The organism is Pseudonocardia sulfidoxydans NBRC 16205, assembly GCF_007989085.1.
Taxonomy (GTDB): domain Bacteria; phylum Actinomycetota; class Actinomycetes; order Mycobacteriales; family Pseudonocardiaceae; genus Pseudonocardia; species Pseudonocardia sulfidoxydans.
Map to the genome: position 1 here is coordinate 1 of NZ_BJVJ01000079.1, position 24,233 is coordinate 24,233.

At 74.6% G+C, this 24,233-nt stretch carries 24 protein-coding genes, 1 pseudogene and 1 riboswitch; of the genes and pseudogenes, 6 read left to right on the top strand and 19 right to left on the bottom strand.

Annotated features, from left to right (window positions below; all coding sequences use genetic code 11):
* Window positions 1-36: 36 nt before the first annotated feature.
* The 8 genes from PSU4_RS25785 to PSU4_RS25820 all read right to left on the bottom strand — a co-directional run bounded on the left by PSU4_RS25785 (window position 37) and on the right by PSU4_RS25820 (window position 8,823).
* Window positions 37-501 carry a glycosyltransferase family protein gene (locus tag PSU4_RS25785; RefSeq protein ID WP_147113760.1) on the bottom strand — a complete coding sequence of 155 codons (465 nt, stop codon included), beginning with the start codon at window positions 499-501 and terminating at the stop codon, window positions 37-39.
* Between the two features lie 35 nt (window positions 502-536).
* A riboswitch (cobalamin riboswitch) is annotated at window positions 537-711 on the bottom strand.
* 20 nt (window positions 712-731) lie between these two features.
* Entirely contained in the window at window positions 732-1,292 is a 561-nt protein-coding gene (locus PSU4_RS25790; protein ID WP_147113762.1) for a histidine phosphatase family protein, read from the bottom strand.
* 7 nt (window positions 1,293-1,299) lie between these two features.
* Window positions 1,300-2,556, bottom strand: coding sequence for a uroporphyrinogen-III C-methyltransferase (gene cobA / locus PSU4_RS25795; protein ID WP_147113765.1), 1,257 nt, complete (start codon window positions 2,554-2,556; stop codon window positions 1,300-1,302).
* Between the two features lie 149 nt (window positions 2,557-2,705).
* On the bottom strand, window positions 2,706-3,104 hold the full coding sequence (locus tag PSU4_RS25800; protein ID WP_147113768.1) for a cobalamin biosynthesis protein: 399 nt from the start codon (window positions 3,102-3,104) through the stop codon (window positions 2,706-2,708).
* A complete protein-coding gene (locus PSU4_RS25805) occupies window positions 3,101-4,435 on the bottom strand; it encodes a cobyrinic acid a,c-diamide synthase CobB (RefSeq protein WP_147113770.1) in 1,335 nt (444 codons plus the stop codon). The genes PSU4_RS25800 and PSU4_RS25805 overlap by 4 nt, the downstream gene beginning before the upstream one ends.
* Window positions 4,429-5,043 (bottom strand): cob(I)yrinic acid a,c-diamide adenosyltransferase, encoded by a 615-nt coding sequence (gene cobO / locus PSU4_RS25810; protein WP_147113772.1) that lies wholly within the window; start codon window positions 5,041-5,043, stop codon window positions 4,429-4,431. Before cobO ends, PSU4_RS25805 begins: the two co-directional genes overlap by 7 nt.
* 31 nt (window positions 5,044-5,074) lie before the next feature.
* Window positions 5,075-7,282, bottom strand: coding sequence for a VWA domain-containing protein (locus PSU4_RS25815; protein WP_147113775.1), 2,208 nt, complete (start codon window positions 7,280-7,282; stop codon window positions 5,075-5,077).
* Window positions 7,279-8,823, bottom strand: coding sequence for a cobyric acid synthase (locus PSU4_RS25820; protein ID WP_147113778.1), 1,545 nt, complete (start codon window positions 8,821-8,823; stop codon window positions 7,279-7,281). The genes PSU4_RS25815 and PSU4_RS25820 overlap by 4 nt, the downstream gene beginning before the upstream one ends.
* Window positions 8,824-8,944: 121 nt before the next feature.
* Here PSU4_RS25820 and PSU4_RS32580 point away from each other — a divergent pair.
* Window positions 8,945-9,604, top strand: a pseudogene (locus PSU4_RS32580) (SURF1 family cytochrome oxidase biogenesis protein); the annotation flags it as partial.
* A gap of 19 nt (window positions 9,605-9,623) precedes the next feature.
* Here the strand turns inward: PSU4_RS32580 and PSU4_RS25830 are convergent.
* Window positions 9,624-10,667, bottom strand: coding sequence for a cobalamin biosynthesis protein (locus tag PSU4_RS25830; protein WP_147113781.1), 1,044 nt, complete (start codon window positions 10,665-10,667; stop codon window positions 9,624-9,626).
* A gap of 57 nt (window positions 10,668-10,724) precedes the next feature.
* Here PSU4_RS25830 and PSU4_RS25835 point away from each other — a divergent pair, with 57 nt between their 5' ends.
* Window positions 10,725-11,369, top strand: coding sequence for a flavin reductase family protein (locus PSU4_RS25835; protein ID WP_147113785.1), 645 nt, complete (start codon window positions 10,725-10,727; stop codon window positions 11,367-11,369).
* An 82-nt stretch (window positions 11,370-11,451) separates the two neighbouring features.
* The gene (locus tag PSU4_RS25840; protein WP_147113788.1) at window positions 11,452-11,898 is read left to right on the top strand and encodes a DUF1707 SHOCT-like domain-containing protein; all 447 of its coding nucleotides are present in this window, start codon (window positions 11,452-11,454) and stop codon (window positions 11,896-11,898) included.
* 22 nt (window positions 11,899-11,920) lie between these two features.
* Here the strand turns inward: PSU4_RS25840 and PSU4_RS25845 are convergent, their stop codons facing one another.
* Window positions 11,921-13,603, bottom strand: a complete 1,683-nt coding sequence (locus tag PSU4_RS25845) for an AMP-binding protein (RefSeq protein WP_147113791.1) — start codon at window positions 13,601-13,603, stop codon at window positions 11,921-11,923.
* A gap of 184 nt (window positions 13,604-13,787) precedes the next feature.
* On the opposite strand from PSU4_RS25845, the gene PSU4_RS31575 reads away from it, so the two are divergent.
* The gene (locus PSU4_RS31575; protein ID WP_186817182.1) at window positions 13,788-14,276 is read left to right on the top strand and encodes a hypothetical protein; all 489 of its coding nucleotides are present in this window, start codon (window positions 13,788-13,790) and stop codon (window positions 14,274-14,276) included.
* A 140-nt stretch (window positions 14,277-14,416) separates the two neighbouring features.
* A complete protein-coding gene (locus PSU4_RS25855) occupies window positions 14,417-14,827 on the top strand; it encodes an SsgA family sporulation/cell division regulator (protein ID WP_147113794.1) in 411 nt (136 codons plus the stop codon).
* 21 nt (window positions 14,828-14,848) lie between these two features.
* Here PSU4_RS25855 and PSU4_RS31580 read toward each other — a convergent pair whose 3' ends face one another.
* Window positions 14,849-15,469 (bottom strand): DUF5709 domain-containing protein, encoded by a 621-nt coding sequence (locus PSU4_RS31580; RefSeq protein ID WP_186817183.1) that lies wholly within the window; start codon window positions 15,467-15,469, stop codon window positions 14,849-14,851.
* 243 nt (window positions 15,470-15,712) lie between these two features.
* On the opposite strand from PSU4_RS31580, the gene PSU4_RS25865 reads away from it, so the two are divergent.
* A complete protein-coding gene (locus PSU4_RS25865; RefSeq protein WP_147113796.1) occupies window positions 15,713-16,357 on the top strand; it encodes a TetR/AcrR family transcriptional regulator in 645 nt (214 codons plus the stop codon).
* 2 nt (window positions 16,358-16,359) lie between these two features.
* Here the strand turns inward: PSU4_RS25865 and PSU4_RS25870 are convergent, their stop codons facing one another.
* From PSU4_RS25870 to PSU4_RS25905, 8 genes are all read right to left on the bottom strand, one after another.
* A complete protein-coding gene (locus tag PSU4_RS25870; protein WP_147113799.1) occupies window positions 16,360-17,100 on the bottom strand; it encodes an ATP-binding protein in 741 nt (246 codons plus the stop codon).
* An 812-nt stretch (window positions 17,101-17,912) separates the two neighbouring features.
* Window positions 17,913-19,163 (bottom strand): Nramp family divalent metal transporter, encoded by a 1,251-nt coding sequence (locus PSU4_RS25875; protein ID WP_147113803.1) that lies wholly within the window; start codon window positions 19,161-19,163, stop codon window positions 17,913-17,915.
* Window positions 19,164-19,261: 98 nt separating this feature from the next.
* On the bottom strand, window positions 19,262-20,047 hold the full coding sequence (gene cobF / locus PSU4_RS25880; RefSeq protein ID WP_147113806.1) for a precorrin-6A synthase (deacetylating): 786 nt from the start codon (window positions 20,045-20,047) through the stop codon (window positions 19,262-19,264).
* 52 nt (window positions 20,048-20,099) lie between these two features.
* Window positions 20,100-21,017, bottom strand: coding sequence for an aldose 1-epimerase family protein (locus PSU4_RS25885; protein ID WP_307724800.1), 918 nt, complete (start codon window positions 21,015-21,017; stop codon window positions 20,100-20,102).
* Entirely contained in the window at window positions 21,007-21,435 is a 429-nt protein-coding gene (locus PSU4_RS25890) for an STAS domain-containing protein (protein ID WP_186817184.1), read from the bottom strand. The genes PSU4_RS25885 and PSU4_RS25890 overlap by 11 nt, the downstream gene beginning before the upstream one ends.
* 38 nt (window positions 21,436-21,473) lie before the next feature.
* The gene (locus PSU4_RS25895) at window positions 21,474-21,863 is read right to left on the bottom strand and encodes a nuclear transport factor 2 family protein (protein WP_147113812.1); all 390 of its coding nucleotides are present in this window, start codon (window positions 21,861-21,863) and stop codon (window positions 21,474-21,476) included.
* Window positions 21,864-21,971: 108 nt separating this feature from the next.
* On the bottom strand, window positions 21,972-23,102 hold the full coding sequence (locus tag PSU4_RS25900; protein WP_307724801.1) for an MFS transporter: 1,131 nt from the start codon (window positions 23,100-23,102) through the stop codon (window positions 21,972-21,974).
* Between the two features lie 98 nt (window positions 23,103-23,200).
* Window positions 23,201-23,968 (bottom strand): hypothetical protein, encoded by a 768-nt coding sequence (locus PSU4_RS25905; protein WP_147113818.1) that lies wholly within the window; start codon window positions 23,966-23,968, stop codon window positions 23,201-23,203.
* Window positions 23,969-24,233 lie beyond the last annotated feature (265 nt).

Consider the following 24,233-nt stretch of genomic DNA (forward strand, 5'->3'; position numbering starts at 1 on the left):
GGGGGAGCCGGTGGAAGTCGTCCCCGTGGAAGTCGGTCATTCCGTGGGCCGGCCCAGCGGGTACTGCCGGGGCGGGGCCAGGCCCGGGCCGGCGAGCGACTCGACCCGCAGCGCGGGCAGCAGCGACGTCACGACCGTCGTCACGTGGTGGGGGTCGCCGGGGTCGACGAGCATCGCGGTCGCGCCCGGATGCTCGGCGAACCAGGCCACGACGCGACGCCCGGCGCGGGCGGCGACCCCGTCGAGGCGCTCGACGCGCCACGCCTCGGCGTAGAACAGCACGGTCGGCTCGGCCTCCGCGACGGCGAAGACGATGTCGGCGCGGTCGAGCCGGTCGACTACGTCGGGCGCCACCGACGGGGGCGGGCCGTCGCCGGGCACGTCGCAGCCGACGACGAGCAGCCGCCCAGCCGGCGTCGACGCGCTGCGGAACGTTCGCGAGCACGGGAAACGCGGGGATCGCCGCGCGGGCTCGGCCGAGCCCGGACCGTCGCCGGACATGAGCGCCTCCTCGAGGGTCCTCGCCCTCCGAAGTCGGGGTGTCGACGACGGCAGGGAGTCTCCTGGCTCCCGGATCACCGCACGCCGCCCGGCCTGATCGTCCGACGCTGGACAGTGGCCTTCGAGTGGGCGGACGTGCTCCCCGGTGACAGTGGCGGGACCGCGCCGGATTCGCACCGGGCTTCCTCCACTGCCGTCGCCGTGGACTGCACCACACGGCCCGGACCAGGTCAAGCGAGCAGACCGGCGCGGTCGTGGCCCAGGACCCGCCGACTGCCGACCGGTCCGCCGCCCACGCTGGTCACGGCGCCGTTGGGTGGGACCGCGCCGTCGTCGGTGCCGGTGAGCAGGGCGAGGGCGGTGCGCAGCGTCTCACCGTGGGAGACCAGCACGGTCCCGACGGGTACGCACCCGTCGAGGAAGGTCTCGACGCGGGCGGCGAGCGCCCGGGCCGGTTCCCCGCCGGGCGGCGCCCAGTCGGGGTCGGCGCCGGCGAGCATCTCGGCGCGGCCGGCGGCGGACGTGCCTTCCCAGGCGCCGTGGCACTGCTCGCGCAGCGCCGCCGTCGTGACCACGGGCAGGCCGAGCCGGGCGGCGATGACGGCGGCGGTGTCGACGGCCCGGCGCTGGTCGCTCGACACGATCGCCCGCACCGGCCGGGCCGCGAGCACCTCGGCGGCAGCCCGGGCCTGCGCCCGGCCGCGCGCGGTCAGCGGGACGTGCGCGGTGCAGCCCTGCAACAGGCCGGCGACGTTCCAGGTGCTCTCGCCGTGCCGGACGAGGTACAGCACGCGGCGCTCAGGACCCGTCGGGCGACAGTCCGGCGACGGGGCCGACGACGACGATCGCCGGCGGGCTGATCTCCTGGTCGCGGATGTCGGCGGCGACGTCGCGCAGCGTGGTGCGCAGCGACCGCTGGATGCGGGTCGTACCGTCCTGGATCACGGCGACGGGGGTGTCGGCGGGCCGGCCGTGGGTGACGAGCGCGTCGGCGAACAGGCCGATGCGTTCGACGGCCATCATCAGCACGATCGTGCCGCGCATGCGGCCGAGCGCGGCCCAGTCGGTGAGGCTGCGCGGGTCGCCGGGGGCGACGTGCCCGGAGACGACGACGATCTCGTGCGCGACGCCGCGGTGGCTCACCGGCACCCCGGCGACCGCGGGCGCGGCGAACGCGCTCGTGATGCCGGGGACGACCGTGACCGGGACGCCCGCGGCCGTGCAGGCCTGGACCTCCTCGTAGCCGCGGCCGTAGACGAACGGGTCGCCGCCCTTGAGCCGCACCACGAACTTCCCGGCCCGCGCGTGCTCGATCAGCAGCTCGTTGATCTTCTGCTGGGCCATGGCGCGGCCGTAGGGGATCTTGGAGGCGTCGACGACCTCCACGTGCGGGGCCAGGTCGTCGAGCAGGTCTCGCGGCCCGAGCCGGTCGGCGACGACCACGTCGGCGCGCGCCAGCAGCCGCCTGCCCCGGACCGTGATGAGCTCCGGGTCCCCGGGCCCGCCACCGACGAGCGCGACACCCGCCGCGACGGGCGCGGCGACGTCGTCGACGACACCGGCCTGCAGCGCCTCGACCAGCGCGGTCCGCACCGCCGCGGACCGGCGGTGCACCCCGCCGGCGAGGACGCCGATCGTCATGCCGTCGTGGTCGCCCGAGGCGGGGGTGACCGCGGAGCCGGCGCTGCCGTCGTCGGCGCGGACGCAGAACACCCGTCGGCGCTCGGCCTCCTCACCGACGGCGACGTTGACCGCCGCGTCGTCGGTGCACGCGACCGCGTACCAGGCACCGTCGAGGTCGCCGTCGGCCCAGCGGCGCTCGGCCCACGTGATCTCCCCCGCCGACGCCATCCCCTCGACCGCCGGGGTGACCTGCGGGGACACCACCTCGATCACCGCGCCGGAGGCGATGAGGCGCGGCAGCCTGCGCTGCGCGACCTGCCCGCCCCCGACCACCACGACCCGTCTGCCGGCGAGGTCGAGGCCGACCAGGTAGTGCTCCTCGCTCACGCGCGATCCTCCTGCAGACACGTCGGGATGGGCGGCGGTGAGCATAACTGCGGGTGGGGGCACTTCCGGCCGCGTCCGCAGGGCGTCACACCCACTACCCCTGTGAGCGGTAATAGTCGCTATAGCGACTATTACCGCTCACAACCCCACGAGGGGCGCGCCACGGCGTTGCACGAACGGCCCTTCGCTGCAGCTCAGTTGCGCGACTGTGCCGTTCGTGGGATCAGCTCCGCGACCGCGGCGGTGCAGCGCTCCCCCACCGTCTTGGCGACGCGCAGACGCACCTCGTCGCCGGGCCCCGCCAGCTCCCCGGCGGCCAGGAGGGCGGCCGCCTCGGCGACGCTGCCCGTGCCCGTCGCCTCCGCGACCCGGTCGCTCGGGCCGGGGACCGCGACCGCGTCCAGGGCCGCCGCCGGATAGGTCCGCAGCGGCGCCGGGGCGATCGCGGCGAGCAGGCCGGGCTCCCCGGCGCGGCGGTCGATGCTCGCGAACGCGACGACCCCCTCGGGCCGGTCGAGCACCCGGGTCAGCAACGCGGCGACGGCCTCGGCGCGGACGCCGCTCGACGCTCCGAGACCGACGACGAGCCTCACGTCGCGGCGGCGCTCACGAACGCGGCGACGGCCTCGGGGTGGCCCGCGGGGTGGGTGTGCAGGAACGACGCGTGCACCCCGCCGACGACGAACCCCTCCGGATCGCCGCCCCGCCACCCCCAGGCGGGCGCGACGCCAGCGCGCGGGGTGACGGCGCAGTGGTGGAACTCGTGCCCGGCCACCCGGGTCCCGGCCGGGCGCCACGGCGTCGACGACAGGGACACCGCGGCCCGGTAGCCCAGCGTCAGCCGCCCGGTCATCGCCGCCGACGCCGGCAGCACCCCGCACATCGGGGCACCGTCGAGGTCGGCGCACAGGTAGAGCAGCCCGCCGCACTCGGCCAGCACCGGCGCCCCGGTCGCGGCCAGGTCGGCGACGGCGGCGCGCAACGGCACGTTCTGCGCCAGCACGGCGACGTGCTCCTCCGGGAACCCGCCGCCCAGCACGAGCGCGGCGCAGCCGTCGGGAAGCTTCTCCTCACGCAACGGATCGACCACGACGACCCGCGCCCCTGCAGCCGTCAGCACCTCGGTGTGCTCGGCGTAGCCGAAGGTGAAGGCGTCGCCACCGGCGACGGCGACGACAGGTTCTCCCGTGACGGGTTGCGTCACCGCCGGGTCCCACGACGGTCCCGGCGCCACCGGCCGGGCGAGCGCCACGACCGCATCGAGGTCGACGTGGCGCGCCACCAGCGCAGCCATGGCGTCGACCGCCGCATGCGCCGCGGCCCCGTGCTCGGCCGCGGTGACCAGGCCCAGGTGCCGCGACGGGACGGCGAGCCCGTCGTGACGCGGCAGCGCCCCGAGGACCGCCAGCCCGACCTCCTCGGCTGCCGCGCGCAGGATCGCCTCGTGCCGCGGGCTGCCGACCCGGTTGAGCACCACCCCGACGATGTCGACGGGCCCGTCGCCGGGATCGAAGGAGCGGAAGCCGTGCAGCAGCGCGGCCAGGCTGCGCGACTGTCCCTTCGCGTCGACGACCAGCACCACCGGCGCCCCGATCAGCCGCGCGACGTGCGCGGTCGAGCCGTGCCCATCGTCGGCCCGGCCGTCGAACAGACCCATCACACCCTCGACGACGGCGACCTCCGCGCCGGCGGACCCGTGCCGCAGCAGGGGCGCGATCCGCTCCTCGCCGACGAGCACCGGGTCGAGGTTGCGACCGGGCCGGCCGGCGGCGAGCGTGTGGTAACCGGGGTCGATGTAGTCGGGCCCGATCTTGAACGGCGCGACGGCCGTCCCCCGCCGCGCCAGCGCGGCCATGATCCCGGTGGCGACGGTCGTCTTCCCGCTGCCCGACGCAGGCGCGGCGACGACGAGAGCGGCTACCACTCGATACCCCGCTGCCCCTTCTGCCCGGCGTCCATCGGGTGCTTGATCTTGGTGGTCTGCATGACGAGGTCGGCGGCCTCGACGAGCGCGGGCGCGGCGTCACGCCCCGTGATGATCACGTGCTGGCGCCCCTCCCGCGCGGCGAGCACCCCGACGACCTCGTCGACGTCGACCCAGCCCCACTTCATCGGGTAGGTGAACTCGTCGAGCACGTAGACGTCGTGCACCTGGTTCTCGATCCGCCGCCGGATCTCCGCCCAGCCCTCACGGGCCGCCTCGGCGTGGTCGTCCTCGGTCCCGGCCTTGCGGGTCCAGCTCCAGCCGGCGCCCATCTTGTGCCACTCGACGGGCCCACCCTGGCCCGTCTCCTCGTGCACCCGGCCCAGCGCGCGGAACGCCTCCTCCTCGCCGACCTTCCACTTCGCCGACTTCACGAACTGGAACACCCCGATCGACCAGCCCTGGTTCCAGCCGCGCAGCGCCAGCCCGAACGCCGCGGTCGACTTCCCCTTCATCTCGCCGGTGTGCACGACGAGCAGCGGCCGGTTGCGGCGCTGGCGCGTCGAGAGCCCGTCGTCGGGGACACTGGCGACCTTGCCCTGCGGCACTTCGGTTCCTCCCGGTCTCGATGCGAAACGGTCAGGCGGCGCGGGACACGACACCCGCAACCGATTCGGCGGTCAGCTCGTCGAGGCGGACGATCTCGCCGCCGGCGTGGCCCGCGACCGTCCCCGCGAGGCCCAGGCGCACCGGACCGCTCTCGCAGTCGACGACGACCGTGTGCACCCCGTCCGCCGCCAGCAGGCCCGCGGCGCGGCACGCGTCGGCCACCGGGTCGCCGCCCTCGCGCACCGCGACGGTGGCGCGTCCGTCGGTGAGCAGCACCAGCAGCGCCCGCCGCCGGGGATCGCGACGACGTTCGGCGTCCAGCACCCGCCGCGCCCGCAGCAGGCCCTCGGCCAGGGGGGTTCGGCCGCCGGTGCGCAGCGTCGCGAGCCGGGCCTGCGCGGCGGGGACGCTCGACGTCGGCGGCAGCGCCACCTCCGCCGATCCGCCGCGGAAGCTCACGAGCCCGACCTTGTCGCGGCGACGGTAGGCGTCGCGCAGCAGCGCCAGGACCGCGCCCGACACCGCACTCATCCGCCTGCGGGCGGCCATCGACCCGGAGGCGTCGACGACGAACAGCACCAGGTTGCCCTCGCGGCCCTCGCGCTCGGCGGAGCGGAGGTCGGCGGCGTGGACGGCGAACCGGTCGGCGGCACCCTTGGCCGCACGGGATCGCTGGTGCGGGGCGGCCGCGGTGAGGGTGGCGGGAAGGTGCAGGTCCGCGGCCCGGCGTGGGACCGTCGTCGACGAGCGGACGACGCGGCCCGTGTCGGTGCGCGCGCGTGAGCGCCGGCCGGGGGTGCCCTCGCCGACGCCGGGGACGCGGAAGCGTCGCGCCGCCGACGACGCGAGTCGCAGCGGCCGGGGCGCGGGGACGGCGGCGCCGACGGGGTCGTCGGCCTGCCGGGACCCGCCGGCGTCGGAACCGTCTACCTGCGAACCGTCGGCCCCCGAACCGTCGGCCCCCGAACCGTCGGCCCCCGAACCGTCTGCGCCCGAACGATCCGGCGCCGAACTGCCGGCACGCGAACCGCCTTGCCGCGAACCCTCGGCGCCCGACTCGTCAGCGGCCGAACCATCTGCGCCCGGACCGTCTGCAGCTGAACCGTCTGCGGCTGAATCGTCTGCGGGTGAACCGTCTGCGGCTGAACCGTCTGCGGAGTCGTCCGGCCCCGAGCCGGAGCCCGGGCCGTCCGGTGTCGGCGGGTCGGGCTCCGGCTCGTCGTCCAGGTTCTCCGCTGCCGAGCGCATGGCCTCGTCGAGGGTTTTGTCGTCGATACCCGGCTCGTCGAAGGGGTCACGTCGGCGGCGGTGCGGCAGGGCGAGCCGTGCGGCGACGCGCACGTCCTGCTCCTGCACCGCGTCCGCCCCTCGCCAGGCCGCGTGAGCCGCGGCGGCGCGGGCGATGACGAGGTCGGCGCGCATGCCGTCGACGTCGACCGCCGCGCACACCCCGGCGATCCGGCGCAGCTCACGGTCGGACAGCGTCACCGCACCCAGCCGCGCGCGGGCGTCGGCGATCCGCGTGGCGACGTCCCGGTCGGCCGACTCCCAGGCGGCGACGAACCCCGCCGGGTCGGCCTCGAACGCGAGCCCGCGCCGGACCACCTCGGCCCGGGTGCCGACGTCACGCGACGCCGCCACCTCGACGGTCAGCCCGAACCGGTCGAGCAACTGTGGGCGCAGCTCCCCCTCCTCCGGGTTCATGGTCCCCACCAGCAGGAACCGCGCCGCGTGCGACACCGACACCCCGTCGCGCTCGACGTGGGCGCGACCCATCGCGGCGGCGTCGAGCAACAGGTCGACGAGGTGGTCGTGCAGGAGGTTGACCTCGTCGACGTAGAGGACGCCGCGGTGTGCCTCGGCGAGCAGCCCGGGCTGGTAGGCGCGGACCCCCGCGGCCAGCGCCCGTTCGAGGTCCAGCGCCCCGACGAGCCGGTCCTCGGTGGCGCCGACGGGCAGTTCCACGAGCCGCGCGGGCCGTGTCGCGGACGGGCTCGCGGCGTCGTGTGGACCGTCGGGACAGCTCGGGTCGGGCGCCACCGGATCGCACGCGAAGCGGCACCCCTCGATCACGTCCAGGAGGGGCAGCAACGACGCCAGCGCACGCACGGCCGTCGACTTCGCCGTGCCCTTCTCCCCGCGCACCAGGACCCCGCCGACGCCGGGGTGGACCGCGTTGAGCAGGAGGGCGAGTCGCAGGTCGTCGTGTCCGACGACCGCCGAGAAGGGGAACCTCACCGGCGCGACTCTGCCAGACCGGTCGTCAGGACCGGGAGCTCCGGCGCCGCACCGTGATTGATGACATGTTCAAGTGCCGCTGTGTCGAGGTGGTCGGCGACGAGGTCGCCGAGCACGTCGAGCTGGGTGGTGCGTTCGGCGGCGAAGTCGGTGTCGGGGGCGACGACGAACCCGTCCCGACCGGCCTGGGCCGCGAGCCGGGTGAGCAGGGCGCGGCGGAAGCCGTCGTTCTCCAGCAGGCCGTGCCAGTGCGTGCCGAGCACCGTGCCCGCGTCCGAGCCCTCCCCCGGGTCGTCGAGCAGCACCGGGTCGCCCGAGGAGACGACGCGGCCGTGGTGGATCTCGTACCCGCGTACGGGGAAGCCCAGCGCGGACCCGACGGGATCGGCGAGGTGCTTGGCGGCGTCGAACCGGACCTCCAGGTCGAGCAGCCCGAGCCCGTCCACCGCGGCACCACCCTCGACCTCGACCCCGTCCGGGTCGGCGATTCGCCGCCCGAGCATCTGGTAGCCGCCGCAGATGCCGAGAACGGGTTTCCCCGCCGCGGCGTGCGCACACACGGCGTCGGCAAGACCGGTGCGCCGCAACCACTCCAGGTCCGACACCGTGGCCTTCGACCCGGGTAGCACGACGACGTCGGCATCCAGCAGCCGCGACGGCTCGGTGACGTACCGGACGGCGACGCCCGGCTCGCAGGCCAGCGCCTCGGCGTCGGTGGCGTTGGAGATGCGCGGCAGGCGCACCACCGCGACCCGCAGCCATGCCGAGCCGTGTGGCGGCGCGGGCCGTCCGAGCACGCGATCGGCCACCGCGGCGAGCGAGTCCTCGGCGTCGAGCCACAGCCGGTCCGACCAGGGCAGCACCCCGAACGTCGGGCGGCCGGTGAGCGCGCGCAGCTGCTCGAGCCCGGGTGCCAGCAGCGCCGGGTCGCCCCGGAACTTGTTGACGACGAAGCCCGCGATCCGCGCCTGGTCGCCCGGGTCGAGCACCGCGACCGTCCCGAAGAGGTGGGCGAGCACGCCACCGCGGTCGATGTCGCCGACCACGACGACGGGCAGGTCCGCGGCCTGGGCCAACCCCATGTTGGTGATGTCGGTGGCGCGCAGGTTGATCTCCGCGGGCGATCCCGCCCCTTCACAGATCACCACGTCGTAGCGGGCGCGCAGGCCCGCCAGGGACTCGGCGACGACATCGCGCAGCGCCGCTGTCCGGGTCCGGTACGACATCGCGGTGACGTGCCCGTCGGCGCGGCCCCGGACGACGACCTGCGACGTCCGGTCGCTGCCGGGTTTGAGCAGCACCGGGTTGAAGTAGACGCTGGGCGCCAGGCCGCACGCGTGCGCCTGCATCGCCTGGGCGCGCCCGATCTCGCCACCGTCGGGGGTGACGACGGAGTTGTTGCTCATGTTCTGCGCCTTGAACGGCGCGACCGACACCCCGCGACGGTGCAGCCACCGGCACAGCCCGGCGACGACGGCGCTCTTCCCGGCGTCGGACGTCGTCCCCGCGACGAGCAGCGCACCGTGCAGACCCGCGGACATACGCCCAGTATCGAACCCCTGTGAGTGGCGATAGTCGCTATAGCGACTATCGCCACTCACAGGCGGCACCCGATCCGACCGCGGTGACACCTGCGAACCCCGGACCGCATACCGTGGAGCCATGCGTTTCCTGCTTCGGCCCCAGTGGATCGCCCTCGTCGTGGCGGTCGTCGGGTTCGCCGTGGCCTGCTACGTCTACCTCGCGCCCTGGCAGTTCGGCCGCGAGTCCGAGCGCGACGCGCAGCAGAAGCAGATCGACACCGCCGCGACCATGGACGCCGTCCCGTTCGGCACGCTCGTGCCGGGCGACGCCGTGGGCGCCGACGTCACGTGGCGGCAGGTCAGCCTGACGGGCACGTTCCTGCCGCAGGACGAGGCGGTCGTGCGGCTGCGGGTCGTCGACGGAAAACCCGCCGTCGAGGTCATGACGCCGATGCGCACCACCGACGGCCGGGTCGTGGTCGTCGACCGGGGCACGGTTCGCGCCACCGACGGCCAGACCGTCCCGGAGTACGCGCCCGCCCCGCAGGGCGAGGTCGCCGTCGAGGGCCGGCTGCGCACCGACGAGACCGACCCGCAGGCCCGGCCCGCGTTCGACGCCGCCGGGCACCGGCAGATGTACGCGGCCGACTCGAGGACCGTCGCCGCCGCCGCGGGCACCCCGATGGTGGAGGGGTACCTCGCGCAGCAGACGGGACCCGGGGTGCTCACGCCGCTGCCGGTCGAGGCCGGTGAGGGCGCGGCGCCGTTCTCGAACTTCTCCTACGCGCTGCAGTGGTTGACGTTCGGCGCGATCGCGGTCATCGCGCTCGGCTACTTCGTGCGGCTGGAGATCCTGCAGCGCCGCGGCCGTCGCGACCGCGCCGCCGAGCGCACGGCCCTGCGCGACGCCCTCGCGGGTCGCGACGAGACGCCCGACCGCCCCTGAGGGCGCCCACCCCCGCGAGGAGGGCCGCGGCGACGCCGACGGCCCGCGACAGCCGGGCAGCGCGCACCAGGTCGGGGACGGCGGGCGGGCGGCCCTCGCCCAGCACCGGCCGCTCCTGCACCCCGTACGGGTAGACGGTCGTGCCACCCAGCCGCAGCCCGAGCGCCCCGGCCGCGGCGGCCTCCACCGGCCCGGCGTTGGGGCTGGGGTGGGCGCCGGCGTCGCGGCGCCAGGCCCGCACCGCGGCGGCCGGTGACCCGCCGACGATCGGTGCCAGGCCCGAGAACAGTGCGGCCGCGGCCCGGGCGGGGAGGAGGTTGGCGGCGTCGTCGAGGCGCGCCGCGGCCCATCCGAAGCGTTCGTAGCGGGGCGAGCGGTGCCCGATCATGGCGTCGAGGGTGTTGACGGCCCGGTAGCCGAGCAGCCCCGGCACCCCGGCGACCGCGCCCCAGAACAGCGGGGCGACGACGGCGTCGGAGGTGTTCTCCGCCAACGACTCCACCCCGGCGCGGGCCATGCCGGCGGCGTCGAGCGTCGACGGGTCGCGCCCGCACAGGCTGGGCAGGCGGCGACGGGCGGCGGGGAGGTCGTCGGCGGCGAGCTCGCGTCCCAGCGCGGCGCCCTCCCCGACGAGCGACCTCGCGCCGAGGACCGCCCATGTCGCCACGGCGGTGGTGACGACGGTGCCGACGGGCCCTCGCGCGCCCCGTTCGACGACGATCCCGGCACCGGTGACGGCACCGACCAGCGCGGCGGTGTGGAGCGCGCCGCGGCGCCGGTCGTCGGCCCATGTCCGGGCCTCCAGCGCGGCGGCGAGCCGGCCGAACCCGGCGACGGGATGGAAGCGGCGGGGATCGCCGAACACCGCGTCGGCGAGGACGCCCAGGAGCAGGCCGGCGGCGCGGGAGGGACGCACTCCCCCGACGCTACGGTCCCGCTGCGGGGACCGGCCGCGCGGGGAGATGATCGGGGCATGCGCACCGACATGGTTCCCGACGAGATGGGCGCCTCGAAGTTCTACAAGCTGCTGACCGCGTCCGTGGTGCCGCGCCCGATCGCCTGGGTGTCGACGCGGTCGGCCGCCGGCGTCGACAATCTCGCGCCGCACTCGTTCTTCACGGTCTCGTGTGTGGACCCGCCGATGCTGCAGTTCACCTCCGTCGGGACGAAGGACTCGCTGCGCAACGTGCGCGAGACGGGCGAGTTCGTGATCTCGCTGGCGACGGAGTCGATGTTCGAGCGGATCAACGCGACGGCGACGGACTTCCCGGCGGAGATCAGCGAGTTCGCCGCGGTCGGTCTGACCCCGGAGGCGAGCGCGGTGGTGGCGCCGCCGCGGGTGGCGGAGTCGCCGGTCGCGTTCGAGTGCCGGCTCGAGCACGATCTGGCACTGGGGGACTCGACGGTCGTGATCGGCCGGGTGGTGCACGCCGTCGTCGACGAGGACGTGCTGGTCACCGACGACCGTGGCAACACGCTGCCGTCGGTGCAGCGGCTGCGTCCGCTGGCGCGACTGGGTCGCGACGAGTGGTCGCGGCTCGGTGAGGTCGTGACGATCTCGCGGATCGCGTGGAAGAACTGGCCGGGGCACTTCACGGACGCGCCGCCCGCGCCATGATTCTGTCGCGCTCGACATGTCGAACTTGACATGTTGAGCGCGACACAGCAATCTGGGACCACGTCGAGGGACGGAGGACCCGATGCCCGAGAACACCGCACGACCCGGCCTGCGGGTCGGCGACGCCGAACGCGAGCGCACCGAGGCATTGCTGCGTACCCACGTCGGCGCCGGCCGGCTCGACCTGCCCGAGTTCGAGTCCCGTCTCGATGCGGTCTACGCCGCCCGCACGCAGGCCGACCTCGACGCGGTCACCCGCGACCTGCCCGCCTCGCCCCCGGCCGCTGCGGCACAGCGCCCACAGCGCCCACAGAAGGACCTGCAGCGTGCCGCGATGTGGGCACCGTGGGCCGTCGTCGGCGCGATCTGCCTGGTCGTGTGGCTCGCGACCTGCCTCGGCACGGGCAGCGTCCAGCCGTTCTGGCCGGTCTGGGTGATCGGCCCGTGGGGCGCCGTGCTCCTGCTCGGCACCCTCACCGGCCGTCACACCCCGTGTTGGCTGACCCCGGGGGGTCGTGAGTGGCGATAGTCGCCATGGCGACTATCGCCACTCACAGGGTGTACTCGCCCTGCGGGTCGCCCGCGTCCGAGCCGTGGATGTCCTGCTCCCGGCCCCGCAGCTCGACCCGGCGGATCTTGCCCGAGATCGTCTTGGGCAGATCGGCGAACTCCAGACGCCGGATCCGCTTGTACGGCGCCAGGTTGTCGCGCGCGAACTCCAGGATCGAACGCGCCGTCGCCTCGTCGGCCGAGTGCCCGGACGCGAGCACCACATAGGCCTTCGGCACCGCGAGCCGCACCGGGTCCGGCGACGGCACCACGGCCGCCTCCGCGACAGCCGGGTGCTCGATCAGCACGCTCTCCAGCTCGAACGGGCTGATCCGGTAGTCGCTGGCCTTGAAGACGTCGTCGGAGCGGCCGACGTAGGTGATGTAGCCGTCGTCGTCACGGGAGCCGACGTCGCCGGTGTGGTAGTACCCGCCCGCCATCGCCTCGGCGTTGCGCTCGTCGTCGCCGTGGTAGCCGACCATCAGCCCCGTCGGCCGCCGTGACAGGTCGATGCAGATCTCGCCCTCGTCCGCGGGCCTGCCCGTCGACGGGTCGATCAGCTCGATCGGGAAGCCCGGGACCGGACGACCCATCGAGCCCGGCTTGACCGTCTGCCCGGGCGGGTTGCCGATCTGGACGCTCGACTCGGTCTGCCCGAACCCGTCGCGGATGCGGACGCCCCACGCCTTCTCGACCTGCTCGATCACCTCGGGGTTGAGCGGCTCCCCCGCGCCGACGACCTTCTGCGGCGGCGTGCGCAACGTCGACAGGTCGGCCTGGATCAACATGCGCCACACCGTCGGCGGCGCGCAGAAGCTGTCGACGCCGCAGCGCTCCAGCACCCCCAGCACCGACTCGGCGTCGAACCGCGCGTAGTTCATGACCAGCACCGTCGCCTCGGCGATCCACGGCGCGAACACGTTGGACCACGCGTGCTTGGCCCAGCCGGGCGAGGAGATGTTGAGATGGACGTCGCCGGGCTCGAGCCCGATCCAGTACATCGTCGACAGGTGGCCCACCGGGTAGGACTGGTGGGTGTGCTCGACGAGCTTCGGCTTGGCCGTCGTCCCCGAGGTGAAGTAGAGCAGCAGGGTGTCGTCGGCCCGGGTGACGCCGTCGGGGACGAACGTGTCGGCCGCGTCGTAGGCCTCGGTGTAGTCGAGCCAGCCCTTCGGGGCGCCGCGCACGGCGATGCGGGTGTAGTCGCCCGCGACGTCGTCGAACTTTCCGGCGTCACCACCCCCGACGACGACGTGCTTGGCGTTGCCGCGCTCGACCCGGTCACGCAGGTCCTCCGCGGTGAGCAACGTCGTCGCCGGGATGACGACCGCACCGAGCTTCATCGCCGCGAGCAGCGTCTCCCACAGCTCCAGCTGGTTGCCCAGCATCAGGATGATCCGGTCGCCCCGGCCCACCCCCTGGGCGCGCAGCCAGTTCGCCACCCGGTTGGACCGCGACGACATCTCCGCGAACGTCCAGTACGCCTCGGAGCCGTCGCTCTCGACGATCCACAGCGCCCGCCGGGCACCGCGCTCCGCGTCGGCGGCGACGTTGTCGAAATGGTCGAGCGCCCAGTTGAACTCGGTCAGCTCGGGCCAGCGGAAGTCCCGCACCGCCGTGTCGTAGTCGGTGCGGTGGGCGAGCAGGAAGTCCCGCGCCGCGTAGAAGGCTTCCGCATCGGTCATGTCCCACTCCGTCGTCGGCTCGCCGATCATGTCCGGCAGTCACCCTAGCCACGGCGGGGCCCGCGCGGAGGGTCCGGCGACGGACCGGGCTGACCGTCCGGCGGGGTACGGGCGCGCCACGTCAGCCTGACGTGCCGGGAGAGCACGACACACACGACGGGCGTCACGGCTAGCGTCCCCGGTCGTGACGCCGCAGCCTGCCGCTCCTGCTCCCGTCCGCCCCGCGCACCGCCGGTGGGTCGGCCCGCCGCGAGTGGTCGCGGCCCTCGCGCTGGTTGCCGCGGTGTCCGTCGCCGGGTGCGGGTCGACCACCCCGCAGACGGCCTCGACCCCCACGGCGACACCCCCGCCCTCCGCGTCCTCCCCCTCCGCGTCCTCCCCCTCCGCGGCGGCGGGCACGCTGCTGTGGCCGGTCACCGACGTCACCCAGGCGAAGGCGCTGCAGGCCCAGGTCGACCAGGGGTCGCAGCCGTGGCTGCTCGACCCGTCGGAGGTCGCGACCAACTACGCGACGACCGTCCTGCAATGGCGTGCGCCGAGCGCCGGAGCCCCCGACGACGGCACAGTCGTCGTCACCGACCCCGACGCCGGCACCGTCACGCTCACGATGGTGCAGCCGGCCACGACCGGGTCAGCAGGCGTCTGGATCGTGTCCGCCGAACAGCGGAACTGACACTGCGCTCATCAGAGGATCGAATTACGTCATCTGATCGAGTGAACCGGCCGTGGATGTGCAGCGTTCCAGCGGCTCCGGACGATTCCCTGTGCAAGACCGGAACATCGGGAACCGGCACAGCACCAGGGAGCACGACGATGACGACCGACTCGGTCCAGCAGGACATGTTCACCGTCCTCCACGGCCAGCCCGCGCCGGTCGTGACCCGCTGGACCTACTCCGCCCGCGACCCCTTCGCCGTCGTCCTCGCCGTCCGCACCCGCAGCGACCGCTGGGTCGAGTGGATGGTCGCGCGGGACCTCGTCGCCGAGTCGCTCGACGGCCCCTCCGGCTACGGCCACGTCCGGATGAGCCCGCAGATCGTCCAGGGCTACGACATCGTCGAGATCGAGATCGCCTCCCACGACGGCCGGGCGATCCTCGAGGTCGACCGCGACCTGCTGCGCAGCTTCGTCGACGCCACCCTCGAACTCGTTCCGCTCGGGGCCGAGTCCGACCGCATGGACATCGACTCCGAGATCGCCAAGCTCACCCAGGGCTGCCCCTGACCGCGCGACCCGGCCGCCTGCTCAGCGCAGGCGGCCCTCGGGGCCCACGTCGTCACGGCCGGACGCGGCCGCCACCGACCCACCGGCGTCGGGATGCGCGTCGATCCCCGCCGCACGGTCGTCGAACGGTGCGCGATGCTCGGCGTCGCGACCCGCGACCGGGTCACCCTCCGCGTCACGGCTCGCGTCCCGCTCCGCCTGCTCGGCCCTCGGGTCACTGTCCAGCTGCTCGGCCACCTCGGGATCCTCCATCGGACTGTCGTCCACCACCGGCTCCAGCCCGTCGCCGTCACCGCCGGTACGGTGCACCGCCGCCTCCTCCGCCGACGCCGCTCCCCCGTCGACACCGACGTCATGAGCCGCCGTGTCGTCGTCCGCATGGGGTTCGAGCCGGCCCGCACGGTCGGCATCGGTCACGGCCGCGTCGTCGGGCAGCTCACGGGCGAGCCGGTCGTCGAGCGACTCCCCCTCCCGGGCACCCGCAGGTGTCACGGTGTCGCCGTCGAGCTCGAACGGGCGGTCGGGCGGGACATAGCCCGCGTCCAACGGGTCTCCCGTTCCGGTCAGCGTGTACTCGGCGTCCTCCTGGACCATCTGGCCCGCGTCGGGATCCTGCGGTTGCGGGTCGTCACGGCGCGACATCGCCGGTCGTTCCTCTCGTTCGGGTGCCGGACGGTGACCCATCCGGTGGTCCGTCGCGACTACCCGCCCGGCACCCCCGCCACACCGCCCGGCCCCGGACGGGGGTCTACCGGGCGCGTCGCGGACGTCCACCCACGTCGCCACGGCAGTGATGTGTTGTGATGGCCACAGCAGCGACCGACAGGGGCGATCCGGACGAAATCCGCACTCGGTGGGCCGCGCGGACCACGGCGAGGAGACCAGATGGCGGGCAGGAGCGAGGCCGACAGCCGAGGGGTCAGGCCGCCCCGGACCCGCGACGCCGCCGCCACCCGCCGGGCACTCCTCGAAGCCGCCCGCGAGCTGTTCGCCGCCGTCGGCTACGACGCCACGACGGTCCGCGCCGTCGCCGACCGGGCCGGGGTCAACCAGGCACTCCTGTTCCGCCACTTCGGCAACAAGGAAGGCCTGTTCGCCGAGGCCATCTCCGGTGCGGCCATGGCCGTGCTCGAGGACGGGCCACCCGAGGAACTGCTCCGCCGCACCCTCGACGCGATCATGGCCGACGACCCCAGCGGCACCGAGCTCTTCTTCGCCGTCCTGCGCTCCACCGGCAGCAGCGAGGCCGGCGTACTCATGCGCGCCGAGCTCGAGTCCCGGTGGGCCGGGGCGTTCGCGTCGCTCGCCGCCACCGACGACGTCGACGACGCCGCCCTGCGCGCCGAGCTCGTCCTCGCCTGGCTGCTCGGCATCGGGCTGCTGCGCACCGTCATCGCGACCCGCCCCATCGCCGGGGCCGACCCCGGCACCATCAGCGCCCACGTCCTCCGCGGCGCGCAGGCGATCCTCGACGGCCGCTCCGACACCCGCACCACGACGCGGGTCGCCGGGAGCGACGGGCCCGCCTGACCTCAGGCACCCCCGTCGCCGTGCCCGCCGCCCCGCTCCCGCGCCCCCGGCAGCGGATGGCGCAGCAGGACCCGGCTGCCCCGCTCGTCGACATGGATCAGCACGGCGCCGACCATGCGCTGCATGAGATCGATCCCCCGGCCCGGGGCCTCGGTCGGGTTCCACGTACCGTGGTCGGTGATCTCGATGCACAACGCGCCCGGTTCCGTCCACAGCGTCAGCTCGACACTGCCGGGGTCGTCGGGGCTGTAGGCGTGCTCGACGACGTTGGCGGCGGCCTCGTCGACGGCGAGGACGACGTCGTCGACCTCATCCGCGGACAGTCCGAGCGGTCCGATCCACGCCACCAGCTCGCGACGGATGTGCCCGAGCGCGGACGCCTCGGCGGGCCAGGCACGATGGACGAACTCGACGGCCTGCGGCCCGGCCTGCGCGCCACCGCCGAGATCGGCCTGGTCGGGGTCGGTGGTGTCGGAGTCGGTCAGGTCGTGGCCGATCGGACCGGCGGCGTCCGGGCCGGCGGCGGCGTGCGGGCCGGCGGCGTGCGGGCCGGCGGCGGACGGGTCAGCGGCGTGTGGGTCAGCGGTGGACGGGTCGGCGGTGGCCGGGCCGGCGGCGTCCGAGTTGGCGGCGTGCGCGCCCGCGGCGTGCGGGCCAGCGGCGTCCGAGTTGGCGCCGTGCGGGCCGGCGGCGGACGGGTCGGGGTGGTCGATCGGGTCGGGGTGTCGGGCGGGCTGCGTCATCGGCACGCTCCGTGAACTGGGTTCGGCGCGGTTCGCCGCGGGGGAGGTCATACGCATCCGGGGTTGCACGAACCGCCCCCCACACAAACACCGCTGGCCGCAGCGAACCTGACGCTCGTCCGCTCGCCGCGGCCCGAACCGCCTGCCGGAGCGCTCCCCCGAGACCCCGCCGCCACCGCCACTGCCCCCGCAGGCGACCAGCGCGGCGACCCCCACCCGCGCCCGGTCGTGCGCGCCGCACACCTTGCGTACGCGCCGCACCTGTTGCAGGGGGTGCGGCGCGTACGCAAGCTGTGCGGCGGCCGAGCAGCGCGCCGGTTGCCCCCCGCGCGCCCACCCGCATCGCCCTCCCCCACGCCCGCCCCCACACACCGCCGGCCGCACGCACTCCCTCCGCACGCACCCCCGGCCGTGCGCACTCCCTCCGCGCGCACCGCCGGCCGCACGCACTCCCTCCGTACGCACGCCCACCGCACGCACGCCCGCCACGCACGCCCGCCACGCACGCCACCACGCAGGCCCGCCACGCACGCCACCACGCCGCCGCGAGTCCGGACAGAAGGCGCCCTCGCCCGACACGATCCGACCCACGCACCGGTCGACGATCCGACACCGTGTCCATCGACGTGCCGGCACGCCGCAGGTCGCCCCGCACCCGTTGCCCGAGCCCGTACACCACCTGCAGGCGGCGCACTCGACACGTGACGGGTGCGGCTGGCACGAGCCACCGCCGGGTAAAGCGGACCCGCAACCCACTGCACCCTCGTGAGTGGCGATAGTCGCTATAGCGACTATCGCCACTCACAGGGGCCTCAGCCCTGGCCGGTCACCGTCAGGTACAGCAGGACGACGTTGAGCGCCACGATCGCCGTGCAGACCACGATCCCGGCGACGACGGTGACGCGCTTGTTGACGTCGTCACCCATGATCGAGCGCCGCGAGGTCAGGATGACCAGCGGGACGAGGGCGAAGGGGATGCCGAAGGACAGCACGACCTGGGAGACGATCAGCGCCCAGGTGGGGTCGATGCCCATGCCCAGCACCACGAGCGCGGGGATCGCGGTGACGACCCGTCGGGCCAGCAGGGACACCTTGACCTTCAGCAGGCCTGCCATGACCACGGAGCCCGAGTAGCAGCCGACGGCGGTCGAGGCGAGGCCGGAGAACAACAGCGCGACGGCGAAGCCGAGGGCGAACAGGGGGCCGGCTTTGTCGCCGATGGCGGCGTGGACTCCTTCGAGGGTCTCGGTGCGTTCGTCGCCGCTGAGCAGTGCGGCGCCGACGAGGAGGAGGCCGAGGTTGACGGCACCGGCCACGGTGAGCGCGACGGCGACGTCGGCCTTGGTGGCCGACAGGAGCCGGCGGCGTTCGGGGCCGGGGGCGGGCGAGCCGTGCCGGTCACGCGAGAGCGACGAGTGGACGTAGATCGCGTGGGGCATGACGGTGGCGCCGAGCATGCCGGCGGCGAGCAGGATGCTGCTGGTGCCCTCGAAACCGGGGACGATCCCGCCGACGACGCCGGCCACGGCGGGCGGGGCGACGAAGAGGCTGGCGACGAAGCCGATGCCGACGACGAGCAGCATCGTCGTGACGACGCGTTCGAACGGTTTCTGCCCGAAGCGGTCGGCGACCTTGAGGATCACCATGGACACGACGGCGGTGATGACGCCGCCCCAGATGAGCGGCAGGTCGAACAGCAGGGCGAGGGCGATGGCGCCGCCGAGGACCTCGGCGAGGTCGGTGGCCATGGTGACGAGCTCGGCCTGGGCCCAGTAGGCGACGCGGACGCGTCGCGGGAGGTGGTCGCGCAGCGACTCGGGCAGCGACTTCCCGGTGACGAGCCCGAGCTTGGCGGACAGGTACTGGACGAGGCCGGCCATCACGTTGGCGGCGAGCACGACCCACACGAGCAGGTAGCCGAAGCCGGCACCGGCGGCGGTGTTGGTGGCGACGTTGCCCGGGTCGACGTAGGCGGCTGCCGCCACGAGCGCCGGGCCGAGGAGCAACGCCCCGGATCGGGCGCGTTCGACGCGCGCCTTCACCGCCATGGTCACTGCGTGCACCCGCTCAGCCCTCCGCGAGAGTGGAGTCGTCCACCGGCATGATCGGCAGTCTGCGTGAGGCGCCGGGTGATCGCCGTCTCAATCGGAGACGCATCGGGTCATCGCCGGCCGGGGTCGCGTCGCAGCAGGTAGGTGTCCATGATCCAGCCCTTGCGTGCCCGGGCCTCGGCGCGGACGCGGACGATCTCGTCCTTGACCTCCTGCAGGTCGCCGCTGACGAGGATCTCGTCGGGGGTGCCGAGGTAGGCGCCCCAGTAGATGGCGAGGTCGTCGTCGGGCAGCGTGGCGAAGGTGGTGGCGCCGTCGAGCATGACGACGACGTCGTCGACCTCGCGCGGCATCCCCGCGGCGAGGCGCCTGCCCGTCGTCACCAGTACCGAGCCGCCGACCCGGTTGAGGATGAGCCGGTGCGCGGCGGCGAGGGCGGCGACGCTGCTGACGCCGGGGACGGACTCGATGTCGAAGCCCTGTCCGCCGGAGGCGAGGTCGGCCTCGCGGATGCCGGCGAGCAGCCGCAGGGTGCCGTCGTAGAGGGAGGGGTCGCCCCAGACGAGGAAGGCGCCGACGCCGTCGGGGCCGAGCTCGTCGGCGATCATCGCGGCGTAGAGGTCGGCGCGGCGGTCCTGCCAGTCGAGGACGGCGTCGCGGTAGGCGCTCCCGCCGGCGTCGCGGTCGCGTTCGGGATCGGGGGCGTCGACGACGTGGTAGGTCCCGGCGTCGACGTGGCGGTCGAGCAGCTCGGTGCGCAGGGCGGCGAGGTCGTCCTTGACCGTGCCCTTGTCGATGCCGAAGAAGACGTCGGCTCGGCGCATGGCCGCGACCGCCTGCAGGGTCAGATGGTCGGGGTCGCCCGCACCGATCCCGATCACGAGCACCGTCCGCATGGCATGACCGTAATCGATGCGCGGTGTGCTCCTGCCGCTGCTGTGACGCGGGTCAGGCGAGGGGGCGCAGTCCCCAGCGGGCGCTCCACCGTTCGCCGGGGCCGAGGACGACGAGGCCGTCGCCGGAGTTGAGGGCGTCGGGCGGGCAGGTCATGGGTTCGACGGCGACGGCCGGGCCGTTGCCGCCCAGGTCGTGGGGGGTGAACACCTGCACCCACCCGAACGCGGGGTCGGCCCACAGCTCGACCCCACCGTCCGGCGAGGTCAGCCGGTGCCTGACGAGGGTGTCGCCGGGGTCGGGGCGGGCGCCGCCGAAGCAGTCGTCGAGACGGGCGTCGCGCAGGGAGATGGTGCGCTCGTCGTCGGTGAGGGGCCGCGGGTCGCCCTCGGGCAGCTGGTCGCGCAGCGTGATCGCGGTGGTGGCCGCGAGGTGCAGGGTGCAGTCGCGGACGGCGGTGGTGCCGACGCGCAGGTACGGGTGGGAGCCGACGCCGAACGGGACGTCCCCGGTTCCGAGGTTCTGGGCGCCGATGGTGACGGTGAGCCCGTCGGCGGCGACGGAGTAGCCGACCGTGACGCGCACCGGCTGCGGCCAGCCCGGCTGTGGGACGGCGACGGCGGCGAGGGTGACGGCGTCGGCGGTCTGGTCGACGACGGTCCAGCACACGTGGCGCAACAGGCCGTGGATGGCGTTGCCGGCGGCGGGTTCGGTGAGGGCGAGCTGCTGCTCGGCGCCCTCCCAGGTCCAGCGGCCGCCGCGGACCCGGTTGGGCCAGGGTGCGAGCAGGGCGCCGCACCCGCGGGGTGGGCGGACGTCCTCGGGGTAGGTCTCGGCGTAGGCGCGGCCGCCGGACTCGAAGGCGCGCAGGCCGGCGCCGACCTCGGTGACGACGGCGGTGGTGCCCGCGCCGTCCGTCACGGTGAGCTGGCGGCCGGTGGGGGGCATCGTCTGCGGCGCGTCACCGGTCACGGGGGTGATCCTGGTCGGCCGCCGGGGTCGCGTCGAGGGTCGCGGTGACCGAGTCCACGGAGTCGGCGACCGTGAAGACGGCGGCCAGGCCGGTGACCTCGAGCGGGCGCGCCACGGCACGGTTACCGGCCACGACGAGGTGCAGCGCGACGACCGCCACCGCGCAGGCGCGGCGGGCCTCGACGAGCTGGTCGAGGCCCGAGGAGTCGAGGAACGTCACGCCGCTCAGGTCGACGACCAGGGCTGCCGGCCGTGCCTCGAGCGCCTGCCCGACCGCGGCACCGAGCCGCCCGGCGCCCGCGAGGTCGACGTCGCCGGTGACGGCGACGACGGCGACGCCGCCCGGGGAGGGAACCACACGAATGCCGGGCTGCTCGTCGGGCGCGCGCCCGGGGCGGACCTCCGACGTCCCGTCCACGTGCACAAGCCTAAGGGGTAGACGGGATGCGCGGCGACCTACGTGGCAGGGTCGACGATCTTCCAGTACGAGTCCTTGCGGGCCACCTGGCCGCCGCGGAACTCCCAGTGGTCACAGCCGCGGACGCGCACCTTCTCCCCGTCGCCCCCGGTGCCGGTGAGAAGCCACTCGGAGACACCGAGGTCGCCGCTGACCCAGTGCCGGTCGTCGCTGTAGTGAACGTCGGGCAGTCCTGCGAAACGGGTGGCCAGACCCTCCCTCACCGCTGCCTTGCCGACCAGGCGCCGGCCCCACGGCTCGGGCCCCCTCGGCATGTCCAGCGAGCAGTCCTCGGTGAAGAACTCCATGATCGCGTCCAGGTCGTGCGCGTTGAACGCGGCCGTGATCGCCGTCAACGTCTCGACCGATGCCTCGCCCCGATCCGTCATCGCCACGCCCTCCGTGTTGTGCCGCGCCAGGGTAGACCCAGCGGTGGCGAAGTGCGACGGTTCGTCCACGATGTCCTCTCCGGAGCCCGGGCGCTGATACCTGACGCTCTACGGGGTGCGCAGGACTCGCGGCAGCAGGACCGTGACCAGCGCCGCCGCGGCGACGACCGGCCAGATCCCGCCGACGGCCCACGCACCGAACACGGCGAGCCCGACGACCTCGGTGGCGAACCCCGATACCGACGTCACCGTCGCCCGGGACGGGCCGGTGATGCGGTCCTGCAACCTGACCTCGAGTACGACCAGGACCAGCCGGTATCCGCCGTAGAAGACGGCGACGAGCACCATCGCGAGCGGGACCGCGAGCGTCGCCGCGACGACCAGGGCGACGACGGCGGCCGCGATCGTCGCGGTGAGCCGCCACCGTCCCCAGCCCGCGGCGGCGCCCCCGAGCGCGGCCCCGGCGGCGCCGGTGACGGCCGTCGCGACCACGGCGGCCGGGATCGTCGACGTCGGCACCGACCAGTCGGCGGCCAGCAGCGGGAAGTACTCCTCGAGTGCGTCGACGCCGCCGAGGACGGCGACGGCGAGCAGCACGGCACGCACCGGTGGGTGGGCGGCGGCCTCGGCGACCCCGGCGCGCAGGGCGGCGAACCAGCCGGGCTCGGGCTCGTCGCCGGCCGGGTCCGAGGGTTCGGGGCGGACCTCGGGCAGCCGGGTCGCCAGCGCCGCCGTGACGAGGCAGGTGCCGACGCTCAGCCACGCCACCGGCGCGAACCCGCCTCCGGTGGCCCAGAGCAGCGTCGCCAGCGCGGCCCCGGGGACCTGCGCGAGCAGCCCGGCCGCGCTCGACCCGCTCGCGATCCGGGCGTAGCGCCACCGCTCCCCCGGCGCCAGCGCGTCGTAGAGCAGCGCCTCCTTCGCGCCCGACTCCAGCGAGCCGCCGAGGGACCACAGTGCGAACCCGGCGGCGAACCCGGTGAACGTCGGCCACAGCGCCCACACCGCGTAGGCGGCGGCCTGCCCGACGTAGGCGGTGACGACGGCGCGGCGCCTGCCGAAGCGGTCGGCGAGCGCGCCGGAGGGCACCTCGGCGACCAGCCCGACGACGGACCAGATCGCGAACAGCGCCGACACCTGTGCCTCGGACAGACCGGTGGCGACGAACCAGACCGCGTACAGCGCGTAGACCGGGACGAGGTCGGCGAGGAAGGCGACCGCGATCGCGAGCCGGGTCAGCCGGCGCGGATCGGGACGAGAGGGCTGGTCGGGGCGTCAATCGGGCGGCATGGCGTGAGCGTAGAGCCAGTGTCGCCGCCGCGGCGAGGCGTTTTCGGTCAGGGCGTCGGGGTGCCCGAGACGATGCTCGTGCTCGTGCTCGTCGCCGGCGGGACCGTGGTGGTCGTCGTGGGGGGCAGGGTCGTCGGGCGCCCCGGCCGCGTGGGCCGCGTGGTCGGCTTCGTGACCGGCGGCCTGGTCTTCGTCGGCGGTGCGGTCGTCGTTGTCGGCGCAGTCGTTGTCGGCGCGGTCGTGGGCGGCGTGGTCGTGGGCGGCGTGGTCGTGGGCGGCGTGGTCGTCGTCGGCGGCACGGTCGTCGTGGTCGGGGCGGTGCCGCCCTCGGCGCCACCGGGCGGCACGACCGGCGGGACGGCCGGTGGGACCGCGGGCGGCTCCGGCGGCAGCGCCGCGGCGGGGGCACGCACGACCTCCGGCACCCAAGGGGCGACCGCCAGCGCACGATTGGGTACGACGGGCTGCGGCGTGTCGGGCCGAGCGGCGTCGGGCCGGGGGACGTCGGCGGCGGGCGGGGGCTCGGCGGGCGGCGGGACGGCGACGGTCGGCGCCACGGTGGCCGGCTCCCCGACCCGGGTCGGTCCGACGGACTGCGCGAAGTTCGACACCCGCGGCGCGGAGGTGGTGTCGTCGGCGGCGCCCTGGGTGAACGCGAACCCGACGCCGAGCGCCGCGATCCCGACAGCCACGAACCCGGACGCCGCGGCGAGCTTGACCCGCGCCGGCTTGGTCCGCAGGACGATCCATGCCTGGGCGGCGGCCCAGCCCAGCAGGGCGAGCGTCGCGATCAGCACGGCCCAGCGCTGCGTCACGATCCGAACCTTCCTGTGGGGGCGTCGGGCCCCATCCTGCGCCTGTCCGCGTCGGATGTCCCGTCAGGGTGGGGTGACGCCGATCCCGTGTCATGACGACCCCGCGCGCAACCTCACCGTCGTCCCGAATGCCCGAACACAGCAGTCAGGTTGCGCGCGGAAGTTCGGCCGCCCCCTGTTCCCCCCGGTGCGCGACAGCACTGAGGTTGCGCGCAAAGAACCGGCCGCAACCGCACTGCCCCCCGCGAGCCGCAACACAGCAGCT